At 72.0% G+C, this 16,861-nt stretch carries 15 protein-coding genes; 7 read left to right on the top strand and 8 right to left on the bottom strand.

The annotated features are described in order from the left end of the window. The 4 genes from dhaL to AB0F72_RS33180 all read left to right on the top strand — a co-directional run bounded on the left by dhaL (position 1) and on the right by AB0F72_RS33180 (position 4,407). Entirely contained in the window at positions 1 to 633 is a 633-nt protein-coding gene (gene dhaL, locus AB0F72_RS33195; protein ID WP_360439793.1) for a dihydroxyacetone kinase subunit DhaL, read from the top strand. A 130-nt stretch (positions 634 to 763) separates the two neighbouring features. Then, positions 764 to 2,332, top strand: a complete 1,569-nt coding sequence (locus AB0F72_RS33190) for a methyl-accepting chemotaxis protein (RefSeq protein ID WP_360439790.1) — start codon at positions 764 to 766, stop codon at positions 2,330 to 2,332. Between the two features lie 23 nt (positions 2,333 to 2,355). After that, positions 2,356 to 3,060, top strand: a complete 705-nt coding sequence (locus tag AB0F72_RS33185) for an acetoacetate decarboxylase family protein (protein ID WP_360439787.1) — start codon at positions 2,356 to 2,358, stop codon at positions 3,058 to 3,060. A gap of 63 nt (positions 3,061 to 3,123) precedes the next feature. After that, on the top strand, positions 3,124 to 4,407 hold the full coding sequence (locus tag AB0F72_RS33180) for a YibE/F family protein (RefSeq protein WP_360439784.1): 1,284 nt from the start codon (positions 3,124 to 3,126) through the stop codon (positions 4,405 to 4,407). Positions 4,408 to 4,425: 18 nt separating this feature from the next. Here AB0F72_RS33180 and AB0F72_RS33175 read toward each other — a convergent pair whose 3' ends face one another. Next, on the bottom strand, positions 4,426 to 5,058 hold the full coding sequence (locus tag AB0F72_RS33175) for a DUF4360 domain-containing protein (protein ID WP_360439781.1): 633 nt from the start codon (positions 5,056 to 5,058) through the stop codon (positions 4,426 to 4,428). A gap of 204 nt (positions 5,059 to 5,262) precedes the next feature. Next, positions 5,263 to 7,446 carry an ATP-dependent RecD-like DNA helicase gene (locus AB0F72_RS33170; protein ID WP_360439778.1) on the bottom strand — a complete coding sequence of 728 codons (2,184 nt, stop codon included), beginning with the start codon at positions 7,444 to 7,446 and terminating at the stop codon, positions 5,263 to 5,265. Between the two features lie 59 nt (positions 7,447 to 7,505). Here AB0F72_RS33170 and AB0F72_RS33165 point away from each other — a divergent pair, with 59 nt between their 5' ends. Continuing rightward, positions 7,506 to 8,480: an alpha/beta fold hydrolase gene (locus tag AB0F72_RS33165; protein WP_360439775.1), complete on the top strand. Its 975-nt coding sequence runs from the start codon at positions 7,506 to 7,508 to the stop codon at positions 8,478 to 8,480. Positions 8,481 to 8,584: 104 nt separating this feature from the next. Here AB0F72_RS33165 and AB0F72_RS33160 read toward each other — a convergent pair whose 3' ends face one another. From AB0F72_RS33160 to AB0F72_RS33145, 4 genes are all read right to left on the bottom strand, one after another. Continuing rightward, positions 8,585 to 8,854 carry a YggT family protein gene (locus AB0F72_RS33160; protein ID WP_360439772.1) on the bottom strand — a complete coding sequence of 90 codons (270 nt, stop codon included), beginning with the start codon at positions 8,852 to 8,854 and terminating at the stop codon, positions 8,585 to 8,587. A gap of 89 nt (positions 8,855 to 8,943) precedes the next feature. Continuing rightward, entirely contained in the window at positions 8,944 to 9,768 is an 825-nt protein-coding gene (locus tag AB0F72_RS33155; protein ID WP_360439769.1) for an aldo/keto reductase, read from the bottom strand. A gap of 901 nt (positions 9,769 to 10,669) precedes the next feature. Then, entirely contained in the window at positions 10,670 to 12,130 is a 1,461-nt protein-coding gene (locus AB0F72_RS33150) for a benzaldehyde dehydrogenase (RefSeq protein ID WP_360439766.1), read from the bottom strand. A gap of 93 nt (positions 12,131 to 12,223) precedes the next feature. Continuing rightward, entirely contained in the window at positions 12,224 to 13,021 is a 798-nt protein-coding gene (locus AB0F72_RS33145; protein ID WP_360439763.1) for an IclR family transcriptional regulator, read from the bottom strand. Positions 13,022 to 13,087: 66 nt separating this feature from the next. On the opposite strand from AB0F72_RS33145, the gene AB0F72_RS33140 reads away from it, so the two are divergent. Further along, positions 13,088 to 14,554 carry an aldehyde dehydrogenase family protein gene (locus AB0F72_RS33140; protein ID WP_360439760.1) on the top strand — a complete coding sequence of 489 codons (1,467 nt, stop codon included), beginning with the start codon at positions 13,088 to 13,090 and terminating at the stop codon, positions 14,552 to 14,554. Positions 14,555 to 14,644: 90 nt separating this feature from the next. Here AB0F72_RS33140 and AB0F72_RS33135 read toward each other — a convergent pair whose 3' ends face one another. Beyond that, the gene (locus AB0F72_RS33135) at positions 14,645 to 15,097 is read right to left on the bottom strand and encodes a hypothetical protein (protein WP_360439757.1); all 453 of its coding nucleotides are present in this window, start codon (positions 15,095 to 15,097) and stop codon (positions 14,645 to 14,647) included. Positions 15,098 to 15,126: 29 nt separating this feature from the next. Continuing rightward, entirely contained in the window at positions 15,127 to 15,717 is a 591-nt protein-coding gene (locus tag AB0F72_RS33130) for an HAD family phosphatase (protein WP_360439754.1), read from the bottom strand. 58 nt (positions 15,718 to 15,775) lie between these two features. On the opposite strand from AB0F72_RS33130, the gene AB0F72_RS33125 reads away from it, so the two are divergent. Then, on the top strand, positions 15,776 to 16,399 hold the full coding sequence (locus AB0F72_RS33125) for a maleylpyruvate isomerase N-terminal domain-containing protein (protein ID WP_360439751.1): 624 nt from the start codon (positions 15,776 to 15,778) through the stop codon (positions 16,397 to 16,399). The last annotated feature ends 462 nt before the right edge of the window (positions 16,400 to 16,861 follow it).

Below are 16,861 nucleotides of genomic sequence, written 5' to 3'. Positions count from 1 at the left end.
GTGGAGGTGGATCTCGCCATCGGGTGGATGCGCGCCACGGCGGACGCGGTCGCGGCGTCGTCCGAGGAGCTGACCCGGCTGGACGCCGCGATCGGGGACGGCGACCACGGGGTGAACCTGACCCGTGGCTTCGCGGCCGTGGCCGCGGCCCTGGACGCCGGGAGCTTCGCCGGAGTGGGCGAGGTGTTCGTGACGGCCGGCAGCACGCTCATCTCCAAGGTCGGCGGGGCGTCCGGCCCGCTCTACGGCAGCGCGCTGCGGTCGCTCGGCAAGGCGCTGCCGCCCGGGGCGCCGGTCACAGCGTCGGACCTGGCCGCCGGCCTGCACGCGGGGCTGGAGGCGGTGCGGAAGCTGGGCGGCGCGGAACCCGGGGACAAGACGATCGTGGACGCGTGGAAGCCTGCGGCGGACGCCTTCGAGGCGGCGGTGGCGGCCGGCGCCGGCCTGCCCGAGGCGGCCGGGGAGGCGGCCCGTGCGGCGCGGGAGGGCGCCCGCGCCACCACCGATCTGCGGGCGCGCAAGGGACGGGCGTCGTACCTCGGTGAGCGCAGTGCCGGACATCAGGATCCGGGCGCCACCTCGACGGCGCTGCTGTTCCGGGCACTGAGCGAGCAGGCGGGCAATTCTGGATAGTTCCCTCATTCGGGGTCACTCGAAATCCACAATATGGGGGAAAGAGTGACCCGCACCTCCTCAAGCCGCGCCCCGGCGTGCCGATTGCGCGGGGCAGAGCCCAGAGCGGGCGGAGATGAGGAGGCTTGGGATGGGCTTGAGTGGTGCGTTCGACAACCGCTCCCTGCGTACGAAGATCGGCGCGGCCGCGATGGTCGCGACGCTGAGCGGTCTGATCGTCGGTGGCGTCGCCATCAAGACGGTGTTCGACCTGAACGAGGACGCAGCGGCAGCGCAGCGGCAGTCGATCCAGATCTCGACAGCGGTCGGCACGTTCAGCAAGAACATCGAGGCGTACGTGGGCGGCAACTCCGCCGTGCAGTTGTACCCGAACATCGCGGAGCAGCTCACCGCGGCCATGGAGGCGAACAAGGAGGCCGTCGACGACGCGCTCGGTGACCTGGAGACCGCGCTGCCCGGCGACGCCACCGTCGCCAAGGCGCAGCAGGACTGGGCCGACTTCATCGAGTTCGTCGGCACCGACCGCAGCGGCGCCACGGCCGCCGAGCTGACCCAGGCCCTGACCGAGTACACCGCGCTGCACCAGGCGCTGGGCGAGGACCAGGTCGCCCTGCAGAACCAGGCGGTGGCACTCGCCGAGTCGCAGATCGCCACCGCGGAGGACTCCGGCCGCAAGGCCGCGTACCTGATCGCCGGCCTGCTCGCGGCCGGTGTGCTGCTCAGCCTGCTGATCGGCTTCCGGGTGGCGGCGCGGGTCGGCGAGACCGTCCGCGGCGTCTCGAACATCGCCGAAGGGCTCGCCGAGGGCGACCTGACCCGTACCTCCGGGGTGACCACCCAGGACGAGATCGGCCGGATGGCCGCCGCCCTGGACAAGGGCATCGCCCGGCTGCGCGAGGACGTCGTCCAGCTCGCCGGCAGCGCCAGCACGATCCAGACGGCCGCCGGTCAGCTCAGCTCGGTCTCGGTCGCCGTGGACGCCGCCGCCCAGCAGGCCTCCTCCCAGGCCGGCACCGTCGCCTCGGCCGCCGACGTGGTCTCCAACAACCTCCAGTTCGTCTCGGCCGGCTCGCAGGAGATGGGCTCGGCGATCCGCGACATCAGCGTCTCCACCTCGGAGGCCACCCAGGTCGCGGCCCAGGCCGTGCAGGTCGCCTCGCAGACCAACGCGATCGTGGCCCGCCTCGGCGCGAGCTCCGAGGAGATCGCCACCGTGGTCAAGGTGATCACCAGCATCGCCGAGCAGACCAACCTGCTCGCCCTGAACGCGACGATCGAGGCGGCCCGCGCCGGCGAGGTCGGCAAGGGCTTCGCGGTCGTCGCCGGCGAGGTCAAGGACCTGGCCCAGGAGACCGCGAAGGCGACCGAGGACATCTCCCAGCGGGTCTCGGCCATCCAGGCCGACACCAGCGGCGCGGTCACCGCGATCGGCGAGATCTCGGCGATCATCGAGCGGATCAACGGCCTGCAGCTGACGATCGCCTCGGCGGTCGAGGAGCAGACCGCCACCACCCAGGAGATGAACCGGACCCTCACCGAGGCGGCCAGCAGCGCCGGCGACATCGCCGTCACGATCACGACGGTCTCCGACGCGACCCGCCGGACCACCGAGACGGTCGGCGACACCCGGACCGCCGCCGAGGACCTCAACGTCACGGCCGCGCAGCTGCAGTCGGTGGTCTCCCGCTTCCGGTACTGACCGACAGGTGCCAATCTGAAGGCATGTACCCGCCCGAGCCCTGGCACCTGCGCGGTCAGATGTACCTCTCGCTCTTCCTCGTCCCCCGGGGGAAGCTCTCGCAGCTTCCCCCGGTCCTGCGCGACACGGTCCGGCCGATCACGGTCGGCGGCCGGGTCGTGGTCGGCGCCGCCTGGGTCTCCTACGAGCCGGGCGGCGTCCTGCATTACCGGGAACTGCTCAGCGCGGTGCTCGTGCACGAGCGTGGCCGCCCCCGGGTCAGCATCACCGACATCTGGGTGGACAGCGTGGCCTCCCGGGAGGGCGGCCGGCGGCTCTGGGGCATCCCCAAGGAGATGGCCGAGTTCCAGCTCGACGCCGGCACCGAGCCGCTCGTCGACGCGGCCGCCACGGCCGCGGGCGGCCCGATCGGCTCGGCCGCGGGCGGCCCGATCGGCTCGGCGCTGGTCCGGCTGAAAGGGCGGCTGCCGGGCCGTTTCCCGCTGGGCTTCACGGTGGCACAGGCTCTCGGCGACGCGGTCCGGCGCACACCGGTGCGAGGCCGCGGCGGATTGCGTACGGCCGACGCTGCGTGGCGTGCCGACCCGGCCGGGCCGCTCGCCTACCTGGCCGGCCGGCGTCCCGTGCTGAGCCTCGCGATCACCGACTTCTGGCTGGTTTTCGGCCGCACCCCGGCGGACCGGGCCCGGACCGGCCGTCCCGGCACGAAGGGGAACGCCCGCCCGTGAGCCGACGCTCCACGGGTACGGTTTCCTGCGGCATCACCACCGCCGACCGTGACGAGGAGCGAGATGAGCCCGGCCGACCACCAGCACCACCACGCCACCGGCACGGCACAGCCGATGTCGCCCCGGGCCCGCCGGATCACCCTCTGGCTGCTGCTGCCCGCGGTTCTGCTCACCGTGGTGGGGATGCTGCTGCTCTGGCCGCGCGACGCGCCGGTGGCGGCCGAGGGGGAGGGACCGGAGCGGGCGTCCGGCGAGATCGTGTCGGTCGCCCCGGAGGCCTGCCCGGAGGTGCCGGAGGGGGAGACCCCGCTGACCGGCTGCGGGACGGTCACGGTGCGGCTCGGCGACGGCACGGTGATCACCACGGACATCCCGTCCGGTCCGGGCGCGCCCGAGGTGGAGGCCGGCGACGACGTGGTGCTGCTGGTCCTGGCGGGCGAGGACGGCAGCGCCAGTTACTCGATCTCCGACCATCAGCGGTCGCGGGAGCTGTGGCTCCTCGGGGCGGCGTTCGCGCTCGCCGTTGTCGCGTTCGGCAGGTGGCGCGGGCTGACCGCGCTCGGCGGGCTCGCCGTCACGTTCGCGATCTTGCTCTTCTTCATCGTCCCGGCGATCCTGGACGGCCGCTCGCCCGTCGCGGTGGCCGTGGTCGGCGCAGCCGCGATCATGCTGATCGTGCTGTACCTGACACACGGGTTCACGCTGACCACCACGATCGCGGTGGCCGGCACCCTGGCCAGCCTGGCGATCACGGCGGTGCTCGCCGCGGCCGCGACCGCCGCGGTGCACCTCACCGGTGTGGCCGACGAGACGTCCAACTACCTGACGATCACCCAGGGCGACGTGAACATGCAGGGCCTGCTGCTGGCCGGCATCGTGATCGGCTCGCTCGGCGTTCTCGACGACGTCACCGTCACCCAGTCCGCCACCGTCTCCGAGCTGGCCCTGGCCAACCCCCGGTACGGGTTCCGGCAGCTCTACCGCGCCGCGACCCGGATCGGCCGGGCCCACATCGCCTCGGTGATCAACACGATCGTGCTGGCGTACGCCGGCGCCTCGCTGCCGCTGATGCTGCTCTTCGCGGCCGGCAACACCCCGGTGAGCGAGCTGCTCACCTCCCAGCTCATCTCGCAGGAGCTGGTGCGCAGCGCGGTCGGCACGATCGGCCTGGTCGCCGCCGTCCCGATCACCACGGCGCTGGCGGCGCTGCTGGCCGCCCGCACGGCCCGCCCCGCGCCGGCCGGTGACGCGGGCCCCGGCGAGCGGCCCGGCGAAGCCGCCCCCGGGAGCGGGGGACGGCGTCCGCCGGAGGAGGATCCCTGGGCCGCGTTCGTCGAGCGCCGCTGACCGATCAGCGGGCAGCGATCACTGGCACTTCTTCCACTGCACGCGGTAGACGGTGTTGATGGACGCGTCGGTGGAGTCCATCGAGATGAAGCTGGTGTGCTTCTTCGAGTCCGACCATCCCCGGTTGACGCGCAATTCCGTGTTGATGTTGAGGAACCGCCGGTCGCCGCACTTCAGCCAGTTCATCGAGGCGATTCCCACGTGGTCGGTGCGCTGCCAGTTGCCGTCCATCGGGCCCTTCAACGGGTGCGAGCTGCGCGTCGTCTGGGTATATCCCTGGAAGTAGTAACTGGCGAGTTGCTCGGCCCGGGCGCCCTTCTGCAGGTTCGCGTAACCGCGGTAGTCAGCGGTCGCGATCGCGAACGTGAATCCGGACGGCACCCTGATGTCGAGCGCGAGCTGACAGTTCTTCCGGAAATCCAGCGGTGTCGCGTCCGGGCCGACCTGGGCGGTGTATTGCGCGTACGTGACGGTGAAGGCCTTGTTGTCCTTTGCCACCGTGATGGCCTTCGACTCGTCCGGGCAGCCGGAGCCGTTGGCGTTGACCACGTCAATGATCATCATTTCGTCAGGGGTGGGCGCGGCCTCGGCCGGAGCGGCCACGGCCAGCGCGCCGAGCATTGCCGCCCCGGCGGTGAGCGTACGCAACATGAGTATTGCTCCGTTCTTTGGTGAATCCATTCGGCGAAGCGGAGAATTGTTCGCCGAACACGATTCAGCAATGGTTTCCAACGCTCACCATAGTGATTTACCGGAACAGCATCCCCGCCCCGCGAAACAGTCGAACGGAAGTCCGGTAAAGGCGGCCATTCGGCCCGATCTGGCCAATCACCGCACGTCCGCGCCCGGGGTGTGCTACGAGCCCAGGCGGCGGGTCAGCGCGGTGTGCCGGCGTCCCGCGCTCACGGTGCGGACCGCGGCGGCCAGGGCCCGGCGGGAGCCGACCAGCACGACCAGCTGCTTGGCCCGGGTGATCGCGGTGTAGAGCAGGTTGCGCTGCAGCATCATCCAGGCGCTGGTGGTCAGCGGGATCACCACGGCCGGGTACTCCGAGCCCTGTGACCGGTGGATCGTGATGGCGTAGGCGTGGGCGAGCTCGTCCAGCTCGTCGAAGTCGTACTCGATGAGCTCGTCCTCGTCCGTGCGAACCGTGAGGGTCTGCTCCTCGGGCGACAGCCCGGTCACGACGCCGACGGTGCCGTTGAAGACGCCGGCCGCGCCCTTGTCGTAGTTGTTCCGGATCTGGGTGACCTTGTCGCCGACCCGGAACACCCGGCCGCCGAGCCGCTTCTCCGGCAGGCCCTCGCGGCCCGGCGTGAGCTGCTGCTGGAGCAGGCCGTTGAGCGCGCCCGCGCCGGCCGGCCCGCGGTGCATCGGGGTGAGGACCTGCACGTCGCGGCGCGGATCGAGGCCGAACTTGCGGCCGATCCGGGTGCAGACCACGTCGACGGTGAGCGCCGCGGTGGCCTCGGTGTCGTCGCACGGGAAGAGGAAGAAGTCGCGCATGCCGTCGAGCAGCGGCGGGCGGCCCTGGTTGATCCGGTGCGCGTTGGTGACGACGCCACTCTGCGCGGCCTGCCGGAAGATCTGGGTGAGCCGGACGCGTGGGATCGCGTCGGCGGCGAGCAGGTCGCGCAGCACCTCGCCGGCCCCGACCGAGGGAAGCTGGTCGACATCGCCCACCAGTAGCAGGTGGGCGCCCGGCGGGACGGCCTTGACCAGCTTGTTCGCCAGGATCAGGTCGAGCATGCTCGCCTCGTCGACGACGAGCAGGTCGGCGTCGAGGGGGTTGTCCCGGTCGTAACTGGCGTCCCCGCCGGGCTGGAGCTTGAGCAGGCGGTGGACGGTGGCGGCCGGGTGGCCGGTGAGCTCGGCGAGCCGTTTCGCGGCCCGGCCGGTCGGCGCGACGAGCAGGATCTTGGCGCGTTTCGCGGCGGCGAGCTCGACGATCGATCGTACGGTGAAGCTCTTGCCGCATCCGGGTCCGCCGGTGAGCACCGCGACCTTGGACGTGAGCGCGAGCCGGACGGCCTGTTCCTGCTCGGGGGCGAGGTCGGTGCCGGTGCGCCGGTGCAGCCAGGAGAGGGCCTTGCTCCAGTCGACGCCGGCAAAACCCGGCAGCCTGTCTGATTTATCCGACAAGAGCTTGAGAAGTGACGAAGCCAGTGACTGCTCGGCCCGATGGAACGGCACCAGGTAGATCTCGTCGTCCTCCCGGACCACACCCTCCTCCTCGATCAACTCGGCGAGGCAGGACGGGATCAGGCCGGCCGGAACATCGAGGATCTTGGCGGCTTCCTCGGTCAGCTGATCGACCGGCAGGAAGCAGTGCCCGTTGTCGGTGGCCTGCGACAGCGTGTACTGGAGGCCGGCTTTCACCCGCTCGGGACTGTCGTGCGGGATCCCGACGGCCTGCGCGATCGTGTCCGCCGTCTTGAACCCGATGCCCCAGACGTCCGAGGCGAGCTTGTACGGCGAGTTCTTCACCACCGCGATGGACGAGTCACCGTACTTCTTGAAGATCCGCACGGCGATCGACGTGGACACCCCGACGCCCTGGAGGAAGACCATCACCTCCTTGATCGCCTTCTGCTCGGCCCAGGCCGCGGTGATCTTCGCGGTGCGTTTCGGGCCGAGGCCGGGCACCTCGACCAGCCGCTCCGGCGACTCCTCGATGATCTCCAGTGTGTCCAGTCCGAAATGGTCCACGATCCGCTCGGCGAAGACCGGCCCAATGCCCTTGACCAGCCCCGACCCCAGATAACGCCGGATGCCCTGAATCGTCGCCGGCAGCACCGTGGTGTACGAGATCACCTCGAACTGCCGCCCGTACTGCGGGTGCGACGACCACCAGCCGCTCAGCCGCAGGCTCTCCCCGGGTTGCGCGCCGAGCAGCGATCCGACCACGGTGAGCAGATCGGCGCCGCTCTTCGCGGTCGCGACCCGGGCCACCGTGTACCCGGTCTCCTCGTTCACGTAGGTGAGCCGTTCGAGCACCGCTTCCAGCACATGGGGGGTCTTCGGGGGCTGCGCAGACACCCCGACATCGTGCCTCGTGGTCTGGAACCGATCAGCGGCAGGGCATAGCGTGATCGACCATGGCGCTGTTTGACTTTCCACTCCACGAATTGCGCACGTACCGTCCCTCTCACCCGGAACCGGCCGGCTTCGACGCCTTCTGGTCCGGCACCCTCGCCGCCGCCCGCCAGGCCGCCCTCCCGCCGAAGGTGGCCGAGCACGGCACCCCGCTGCGCGGCGTCACCACTCACGACGTGACGTTCAGCGGGTACGCCGGCCAGCCGGTCCGGGCGTGGCTGAACCGTCCGGCCGGCGCGACCGGGCCGCTGCCGGTGGTCGTCGAGTTCATCGGTTACGGCGGCGGCCGGGGCCTGCCGATCGACTGGCTGATCTGGGCCAGCGCCGGCTACGCGCACCTGATCATGGACACCCGCGGGCAGGGCGGCAGCTGGCGCGGCGGGGACACCCCTGATCCGGACGAGTCCGGCGCCGGGCCGTCGGCGCCCGGCTTCCTCACCCGCGGGGTGCAGTCGCCGGAGACGTTCTACTACCGCCGGCTGATCACCGATGCGGCGCGGGCCGTGGAGACCGCCGCGGAGCTGCCCGGCGTGGACGCCTCCCGGATCGTCGTCACCGGCAAGAGCCAGGGTGGCGCGCTCTCCCTCGCCGCGGCGGGACTGGTGCCGGACCTGGTCTCGGCGGTGGTGTCGGCCGTGCCGTTCCTCTGCGACATCCGCCGGGCGGTCACGGTGACCGACGTCAACCCGTACGCCGAGGTGGTCCGTTTCCTGCGGGCCAACCCGCACCTCGCGGAGCGGACGCTGGCGACGCTCGACCACGTCGACGTGGTGAACTTCGCCCGGCGGGTGACAGCTCCGGCGCTGCTCTCGGTCGGGATGATGGACGACGTATGCCCGCCGTCCGGAGTGTTCGGGGCGTACAACACGCTGCCCGGCTCGAAGCAGATCGAGGTCTACGAGTGGGACGGCCACGAGGGCGGCCGGACCCACTTCGACACCCTGGCCTGCGAGTTCGTCGACGACATCCTGAACTGACGCGACCGGAACCGACGCGACCCGAACCGACGCGACCCGAACTGACGCGACCAGGCCCGGTCCTTCCCCACGGAAGGACCGGGTCTCGCGTCACGCGTAACGCGTCAGATCAGCGCGCGCAGCAGGCCGATCGCCAGGAAGACCAGGATGAACGACAGGTCGATCGCGACGCCGCCCACGCGCAGCGGCGGGATGACGCGGCGCACCGGCGCGAGGACCGGCTCGGTGACCGCGTAGACGCCGCCCAGCGCCCGCGAGCGGAAGGAGCCCGGCATGGCAGGTCCGGCCAGGGTCACGCTCCAGTCGAGGATGGCACGGGCGATGAGCAGGAACTGGAAGAGCAACAGTGCCAGACTGACGAGACCGAGGAGCATCGAAACCTCCAACTCCGGGGGATGTGCTTCAACTATGAGTCGGCTTCCTGTGCGCTTCCTTTACGTTTCCTGAGCCCTCGGTCCGGAGCTCAGTTGAAGTGCGCCGGGTGCGGCCCGGTCCGCCCGTCCGATTCGAGGGCGTCGATCGCGGCCAGCTCGTCCGCGGTCAGCTCGAAGTCGAAGATGGCCAGGTTCTCCCGGATCCGCGACGGCGTCACCGACTTCGGGATCACCACGCGTCCCTGCTGCACGTGCCACCGCAGCACCACCTGCGCCGGCGTCCGGTCGTGCGTGGTGGCGATCGAGGTGATCGCCGGGTTGTCCAGCACACCGGCCTGCGCGAGCGGGCTCCACGCCTCGGTCACCACACCCAGCTCGGTGCCGGCCGCCTGCACGTCGCGCTGCTGCAGGGCGGGGTGCACCTCGATCTGGTTCACCGCCGGGACCGTGCCGCCGAGGTCCGCCACCGCCCGCAGGTGCTCCGGCAGGAAGTTGGAGACGCCGATCGCCCGGATCCGCTTCTGCTCGTAGAGCGACTCCAGGGCCCGCCAGGTGTCCAGGTACTTGCCGTGCTTCGGCGTCGGCCAGTGGATCAGGTACAGATCGAGCTGGTCCAGCCCGAGCCGGGCGAGGCTGGCGTCGAACGCGCGCAGCGTCTCGTCGTACCCCTGATCGGTGTTCCAGACCTTGGTCGTCACGAACAGCTCGTCGCGCGGAATGCCCGCGTCGCGCAGCGCGGCGCCGACCCCGGCCTCGTTGCCGTAGACGGCGGCGGTGTCGATGCTGCGGTAACCGGCCTCCAGCGCGGTGGTGACCGCGGCGGCGGTCTCCGCCTCGGGGATCTGGAAGACGCCGTAGCCGATCTGCGGCATGGTGACGCCGTTGTTCAAGGTGATGGCGGGGATGCCGGCCATGCGTTTGCCTCCGGGTTGCGTGCGGGCGCGCCGGCCGCACCGGCGGTGGCCGGTGGGGGCGCGCTCTACGCATACCCCGAAAAGCAGATGATCAACAAGCGATTCCGCGACCCGGGTGGTGGGCGAGGTGGATGCGGCGCCGCAGCGCCGCCGATTCCCCTTCCGGTACGGGATATAGCGGGCGCCCGTCCGATTCCGGGGGCGTCGCCTGAGGCATCCTGGGCAAAGCCGACACTCGGGAGCCCGGAGCGGCGTGGGGCCGGACGATCGACGCGCGACGCGGGCGGCGGTGCGGGCGGTGGCTGCGGGCCGGGATGACGGCCGCTGCCGTGGGCGAGGCGCGCGATCCGGCGTTCGGCGGGCCTGCGCGGGGCGGCCCGGCGTTCGGCGAGCCCGTGCGGGCTGGTCCGGGAGAGGGACCCGCGGCTGGTCCGGCAGGGTGCGGTGCTGCCGGGGCGGGTGCGGCGGGGGTGTGTGGCGCCGGGAACTGGGCGGGGGTGTGTGGCAGCGAGGGCTCGGCGGGGACGTGCGAGGGCAGGGCGGGGGAGCAGGGCGGTGGGCGCGCGGCCGGCTGGATGGGGGTCCGGCCGCCGCGCGGGTGGGCTCACAACCCGACCAGTCGTCGGGTGGCGCCCGCCGCGCGGCGGGCCGGTGGGCTCGCGGCCATCGGTCGTGCGCCCTGCGGCGCCATGACGGGCGTCGGCGGCCGGACACGCGGAAGCGGCAGGGGCGCTGCTTCCTCCGTACCGTCGGAGGGGGGTCCTGGTGGTGGCGACGGGGTCGTGCTCCGGGATCCGGCAACCCGTATCGCCTCGGCTCGATTCATGGCGCTCATTATTGATGAACGTGCATCTGATGCAAGCCTCCCGGCCGCCCTTTAACGGCGCGGAAACAAGTTCGGCTAGAACGGGTACGCCGGCGGCTTGTCACGCATCGTGACCCAGCGGGTCTCGGTGAACGCCTCGATGTTGGCGGCCGGACCGCCGAACCGCGACCCCGTCCCGGATGCCGCCACGCCGCCGAACGGGCTGTTCGCCTCGTCACTGACGGTCTGGTCGTTGATGTGCACGATGCCGGTGGGAATCCGGTCGGCCAGCGCGAGACCTTTCATCACATCCCGGGTGATGATGCCCAGTGACAGTCCGTATTCGCTCGCGGTGGCGAGGCGAACCGCCTCGGATTCGTCCGAGAATCGCAGCACCGGGGCCACCGGACCGAAGATCTCCTCGACGAACGCCGGGGTGTCGTCGGCGACGTCGGCGAGCACTGTGGCCGCGTAGAAGAGATCGCGATAGGTGCCGCCGGCCGCCACCCGGGCGCCGTAACCGGCCGACCGGGTCACCACGTTATGGATCTTGTCGCGCTGCCCGGCGTCGATGATCGGGCCGAGCACCACGCTCTCCCGGTGCGGGTCGCCGACCGGCAGCGCGGCGGCCTTCGCGGCGAGACGCTCCACGAAGTCGTCGTAGAGCCGCTCGTGGACCAGGTGCCGGCCGGTCGTCATGCAGATCTGGCCCTGGTGGAACCAGGAGCCGAAGGAGGCCGCGTTCACCGCCGCCTCGACGTCCGCGTCGTCCAGCACGATCAGTGCGGAGTTGCCGCCGAGCTCCAGATGGGCCCGCTTCAGGTGCTCGCCGGCGAGCGCGCCGACCCGGCGGCCGGCCGCTGTGGATCCGGTGAACGAGATGACCCGGACCAGGTGGTGGACGACCAGGGCCTCGCCGACGTCGGCGCCGCCCGGCAGCACCTGGAACACACCCGGCGGCAGGCCGGCCTCCTCGAAGATCCGGGCGAGCGTGGCGCCGCCGGTCACCGCGGTGCGCGGGTCCGGCTTGAGGATCACCGCGTTGCCGAGCGCGAGGGCGGGCGCGACCGAGCGGATCGCCAGGATGATCGGCACGTTGAAGGGGGCGATCACCGCGACCACGCCGGCCGGGTAGCGCCGGGCCATCGACAGCCGCTGCTCCTCGCTGGGCAGCAGCTCACCGTAGGGGCGGCCGGGCAGCGAGGCCGCCTCGTAGCACTCCTGCTCGGCGGTGTGCAGCGCGAACCCGGCCATCGGCGGGATCGCGCCGACCTCCCGGATGTTCCAGCCGCCGATCTCGTCGGCGTGCTCCGCCCAGAGCCGCCCGGCCCGGCGCAGCACCGCGGCGCGTTCCGGGTGCGGCATCGCGGCCCACACCTTCTGCGCGTCGGCGGCCGCGCGAGCCGCCTCGTCGACGTCGGCCGGGGTGGCCTGACCGATCCGGCCCAGGACGTCGCCGGTCGCCGGCTCCACGACGTCGTAGCCGGCGCCGCGGCCGGGCCGCCACGAGCCGCCGATGAAGATGTTGCCGGTCCAGGTCTTCTCGTCGAGGAGCATGGGCTCGCCTCCCTGCGTGCTGGGTGCGCTGACGGTAGGTCCATGTTTCCGGCAGATCAACGGAGTGTTCGGCTGATCGGAACGCGATCCCGGCTACCGGTACCCGAGACGGTTCGACACCTCGGTCGCTGCCTGCCGCAGCGGCCGTTCCAGGCGGCTCACCACCGCGTCCGCCGTCGTCGACCAGACGGTCAGGTGCACCGCGATGTTGATCGCGGCGACCACCTGCCCGGTCCGGTCGCGCACCGGCGCCGCCACCGAGCGCAGGCCGGCCGCCAGCTCCTCGTCGTTGACCGCCACCCCGCTCTGCCGGATCCGGGCCAGGGCCGCGGTCAGCTGCTCCCGGTTGGTCAGGGTCCGCGGGCCGCGCCGGGCGAAGTCGGTCCGGTCCAGCAGCCCCCGCAGCACGGCCGGCTCCTGGTGGGCGAGCAGCACCTTCCCCATCGACGTGCAGTACGCCGGCAGCCGCGACCCGACGTGCAGATCGAGCGTCATCGCGAACCCGGCGGCGGACCGGTGGCTGCGCCGGCGCTCCACATAGATGATCTCGGTGCCGTCCAGCACGGCCATGCTCACCGTGTACCCGGTCTCGTCGGCGAGCGCCTGCAGGTAGGGCGCGGCCACCCGGTTGATCTCCAGCGAGTTGATCGCGGCGAACCCCAGGTCGACGACGCGCGGCCCGAGCGAGTACTTCCTGGTCTCCGGGTCCTGCTCCAGATAGCCGAGGCGGGCCAGGGCCGCCACGTACCGGTGGGTGGTGCTCTTGGTCAGGGTCACCGCCCGGGACAGGTCGGCGACGCCGAGCACCGGGCGGGACGCGCTGAACGCCGAGAGGATCGCCAGCCCGCGCTCGAGAGACCTGCTCGTGGTGCTGTCGTCATCGACGGCCATGCCGCATCGTAACGTCGGGTCCGAGCCAGTGGAACGCCGTCCCGGTCGGTTACCATCGGCAGCGCGATGGACCGGGAGCTCAGTGCCGTGCGGCACCACATCGGCGGTGCCTGGACCGGCAGCGTCAACGGCCGGGTGTACGAGAAACGTGACCCCTGGACCGGCGAGGTGTTCGCGGTCGTCGCGGCCGGCGACACCGAGGACGCGTCGGCGGCGGTGACCGCGGCGTCCGAGGCGTTCGGCCCGTGGGCGCTCAGCCCGCCCGGCCGGCGTCAGGAGATCCTCCTGCGGGCCGCCACGCTGCTCGACGGCCGCCGCCCGGAGGTGCGCCACCGGCTCGCCGCCGAGACCGGGTGCGCCGCGGTGTTCGCCGAGATCCAGATCGACTTCTGCGTGACGATGCTGCGGCAGGCCGCCGGTCTCCCGTACGCGCCGACCGGCCAGATCATCCCGTCCGACCTGGACGGCACGCGGGCCCTCGCGATGCGCCGCCCGGCCGGGGTGGTCGCCGCGATCGCCCCGTGGAACGCGTCGCTGGTCCTGTCCGGCCGGGCCGTCGTCGCCCCGATCGCGGTCGGCAACACGGTGGTGCTCAAGCCGTCCGAGGAGGCGCCGTACACCGGTGGCGCCCTCTGGGCGGAACTACTCGCCGAGGCCGGGCTCCCGGACGGCGTGCTCAACGTGGTCACCCACGCGCCCGGCGAGGCCGGCGCGATCGCCGAGACGCTGATCGCCGACAGCCGGGTGCGCCGGGTCAGCTTCACCGGCTCCACCGTGACCGGCCGCCGCCTCGCCGAACTCGCCGGCCGCCACCTGAAACGGGTCGTCCTGCAGCTCGGCGGCCACAACCCGCTGCTCGTGCTCGCCGACGCCGACCTGGACCACGCCGTCGACGCGGCCGTCTACGGCGCCTTCGTGCACGCCGGGCAGACCTGCATGTGCGCGCGCCGGATCATCGTGGACCGCGCGATCGCCCCGGACTTCACCGCCCGCTTCGTCGAACGGGCCGCCGGCCTGCCGCTCGGCGACCCGTCCCACCCCGGCACCGTGATCGGGCCGGTGATCAACGAGTGGGCGCTGTCGCTGCTCGAACGCCGGGTCCGCGAGGCCGTCGAGCTCGGCGCCACGCTGCTCACCGGTGGCGCGCCGGTCGGGCGGTGCTTCCCGCCGACCGTGCTCACCGGCGTGCCGGCCGCCGCCGAGCTGGCCTTCGACGAGACGTTCGGCCCGGTCGTCATGATCGAGGAGGCCGGGTCCGCGGACGACGCGGTGGACCGGGCGAACGCGTCGAGCTTCGGGCTCACCGCCGGAGTGATCACGGGGGACCCGTACCGCGGGCTCGATCTCGCCCGGCGGCTGCAGGCCGGCATCGTGCACGTCAACGACCAGCCGGTCAACGACGAGCCGCAGATGCCGTTCGGCGGGGTGAAGGACAGCGGGGCGGGCCGGTTCGGGATGGGGTTCGCGGCCGAGGAGTTCACCGAGACGCAGTGGGTGACGGCGCGGCGCGGACCCCGGCCGTACCCGTTCTGAGCCCTCCGTGCGCAGCCAGAGCGACGTGATCATGGCTGAGGAGGTGCGCGGGTCGCACCGCCGCTGCCACCCGGCTCGCCTGGAACCCCGTCAGGCGGCCGCGGCGGCCTGCGAGTTCCACCACGTGATCATGATGCCGACGATGAAGATCTGCACCGGGAGGGCCAGGCCGGGCAGGTCCGCCTCCAGGCTGCCGCTCCAGGAGCTGGTCTGGCGGATCGTGCCGACCGGGACACCGTCGCGCATCAGGTCCTGGTCGTTGCGCCAGATCGAGACCCGCTGGAACTCGTAGGCCACGTCGCCGGCCTGGACCGTCCAGTTCTTCCGGCCGACCCGCTGGGCCTCGGCGAGAACCGTGCCCTGACCGTCGGTCATCGAGAACGTCGAGCCCCAGCCGTGGGCGCGCACCTCGAAGTCCTGACCGTCCAACGTGAACCGGCCACCCGTCTTCCACACCTTCGGGTCCCACTCGGCGACCTGGGCGCCGTCCAGGGCGAGCTGGTACTGCGACCTCCACATGCTTTTGCGTCCGGCTGTCAGCATGCTGTCAGGATAAGCCGCCGGCACAAACCTCAGCGTTCCCAGGGCGGCGGAACCCGTACCGCTGTCATCCCCGCCGCCGTGGCGGCCTGGACGCCGAGCTCGGTGTCCTCGAAGGCCAGGCATTTCGCCGGGTCGACGCCGAGCAGCTCGGCCCCGCGCAGGTAGGCGTCGGGGAACGGCTTCGGCCGCGGGTACTCACCGGCGCAGACCAGGACCTCGAACCGGTCCAGCAGGCCGAGCGCCTCCAGCGACGCGGTGACGGCGAGCCGGGTGCTGCCGGAGACCACGCCGATCGGGAGCCTCCGGTACGCGTCCTCGATGTGCTCCAGCACCCCCGGAACGCCCTTGATATCGGGGAGTCCGGCCCGGAACAGCTCCTCCTGGCGTTCGGCGACCTGGTGCACCGGCATGGCGAGGCCCTGCCGCGCGTTCAGATCGGCCACGATGTCCGCGATCGGCCGGCCGCCCCAGGCGTAGAACAGCTCCTCCGGGAAATCGCAGCCCCACTCGGCGAGCGCCGCCTGCCAGGCGAGGTAGTGCGCCGGCATGGAGTCGGTGATCGTTCCATCGCAGTCGAAGAGGTAGGCCTGGTATTCGCCGTCGGGCACCGGTAGCAGCACCCGCGCAGGGTATCGGCGCGGGCTCGCCCGGCCGGTCGCCGCATGGCAGGTTGGTGACATGGACTACCGCCGCACGTACCGTTCCGCCGCCATCGCCTTCGCCGATCTGGTCTCCCGGATCCCGCCGGACCGCCTCGACGGGCCGGGCCTGGGCGAGTGGACGCTGCGGGATCTGCTCGGGCACACCGTGAGCTCGGCGCTGCGCCAGGTTCCGGAGGTGCTCGGCCGGCAGGCGCCGATGCTGGCGGTCCCCGGACCGGAGTACTACTTCGCGGCGATCCGCCGGGCGCCGGCCGCGGAGGTGGCGGCGGCCCGGACCGCGTCGTCCGCCGACGCCCGGGACACCGGCAAGGCGCTGGGCGAGCGGCCGGCGGACGCGGTGAGCGGGTTCGTCGGGCAGGCGACCGGCGCGCTGGCGTCGGCGAGCGACGACGATCTCGTGGCGACGCCGGCGGGCGGCATGCGGGTGGCGGACTGGCTGCCGACCCGCACGTTCGAGCTGGTCGTGCACGGGACGGACGCGGCGGTCGCCGCCGGCGTCCCGATCTCCCTGGAGCAGGAGGCGCTCGCCGAGGCGGCGGCCCTGGCGGCGCGGGTGGCGGTCGCGGTGGGCGACGGCCCGGCGCTGCTGCGGGCGCTGACCGGGCGAGGCGAGCTCCCGCCCCGTTTCACCGTCCTCTGACTTCCCGGTACGCCGCCTCGGCCCCGTGCGCCCCGCCGGCCCCGCACGCCCGGCTCACCCCGCAGGCCCGCCGACCCCGCGCCGGCGTCCTGCGGCTGGCATCTCGCACCAGCCACCTCCCGCCTCGCCGATCTTGGAACGCGCCGTCCCGGCCGTAGCCCACACATGTGATCAAGCTCGGGTAGCCGCTCTCGCCTACGGCTGGCGTTGCCGGGCCGTAGCTCAGGCATGTGATCAAGCTTGGGTAGCCGCTCTGGTCTACGGCTGGCGTTGCCGGGCCGTAGCTCAGGCATGTGATCAAGCTCGGGTAGCCGCTCCGGCCTACGGCTGGCGTCGCCCGGCCGTAGCTCAGGCATGTGATCAAGCTGGCGGATTCAATCGGTGGTTGCAACACAGTCTGTTTGTGCTGGTAGCGGTGCTGAGAGTAGCGCGTTGAGGGCTTGAGCGGGAGTTCTCATGCCG

The sequence above is a fragment of the Actinoplanes sp. NPDC023936 genome (genome assembly GCF_040639325.1).
Taxonomy (GTDB): domain Bacteria; phylum Actinomycetota; class Actinomycetes; order Mycobacteriales; family Micromonosporaceae; genus Actinoplanes.
The sequence above is the reverse complement of the archived record's forward strand: the minus strand, read 5'-3'. Positions and strand labels throughout refer to the sequence as shown.

Bases quoted from the DNA above. Each gene is read 5' to 3' on its own strand.
- AB0F72_RS33190 (WP_360439790.1), top strand. From the start codon at position 764: ATGGGCTTGAGTGGTGCGTTCGACAACCGCTCCCTGCGTACGAAGATC.
- AB0F72_RS33185 (WP_360439787.1), top strand. From the start codon at position 2,356: ATGTACCCGCCCGAGCCCTGGCACCTGCGCGGTCAGATGTACCTCTCG.
- AB0F72_RS33180 (WP_360439784.1), top strand. From the start codon at position 3,124: ATGAGCCCGGCCGACCACCAGCACCACCACGCCACCGGCACGGCACAG.
- AB0F72_RS33175 (WP_360439781.1), bottom strand. From the start codon at position 5,058: ATGTTGCGTACGCTCACCGCCGGGGCGGCAATGCTCGGCGCGCTGGCC.
- AB0F72_RS33165 (WP_360439775.1), top strand. From the start codon at position 7,506: ATGGCGCTGTTTGACTTTCCACTCCACGAATTGCGCACGTACCGTCCC.
- AB0F72_RS33160 (WP_360439772.1), bottom strand. From the start codon at position 8,854: ATGCTCCTCGGTCTCGTCAGTCTGGCACTGTTGCTCTTCCAGTTCCTG.
- AB0F72_RS33155 (WP_360439769.1), bottom strand. From the start codon at position 9,768: ATGGCCGGCATCCCCGCCATCACCTTGAACAACGGCGTCACCATGCCG.
- AB0F72_RS33150 (WP_360439766.1), bottom strand. From the start codon at position 12,130: ATGCTCCTCGACGAGAAGACCTGGACCGGCAACATCTTCATCGGCGGC.
- AB0F72_RS33145 (WP_360439763.1), bottom strand. From the start codon at position 13,021: ATGGCCGTCGATGACGACAGCACCACGAGCAGGTCTCTCGAGCGCGGG.
- AB0F72_RS33140 (WP_360439760.1), top strand. From the start codon at position 13,088: ATGGACCGGGAGCTCAGTGCCGTGCGGCACCACATCGGCGGTGCCTGG.
- AB0F72_RS33135 (WP_360439757.1), bottom strand. From the start codon at position 15,097: ATGCTGACAGCCGGACGCAAAAGCATGTGGAGGTCGCAGTACCAGCTC.
- AB0F72_RS33125 (WP_360439751.1), top strand. From the start codon at position 15,776: ATGGACTACCGCCGCACGTACCGTTCCGCCGCCATCGCCTTCGCCGAT.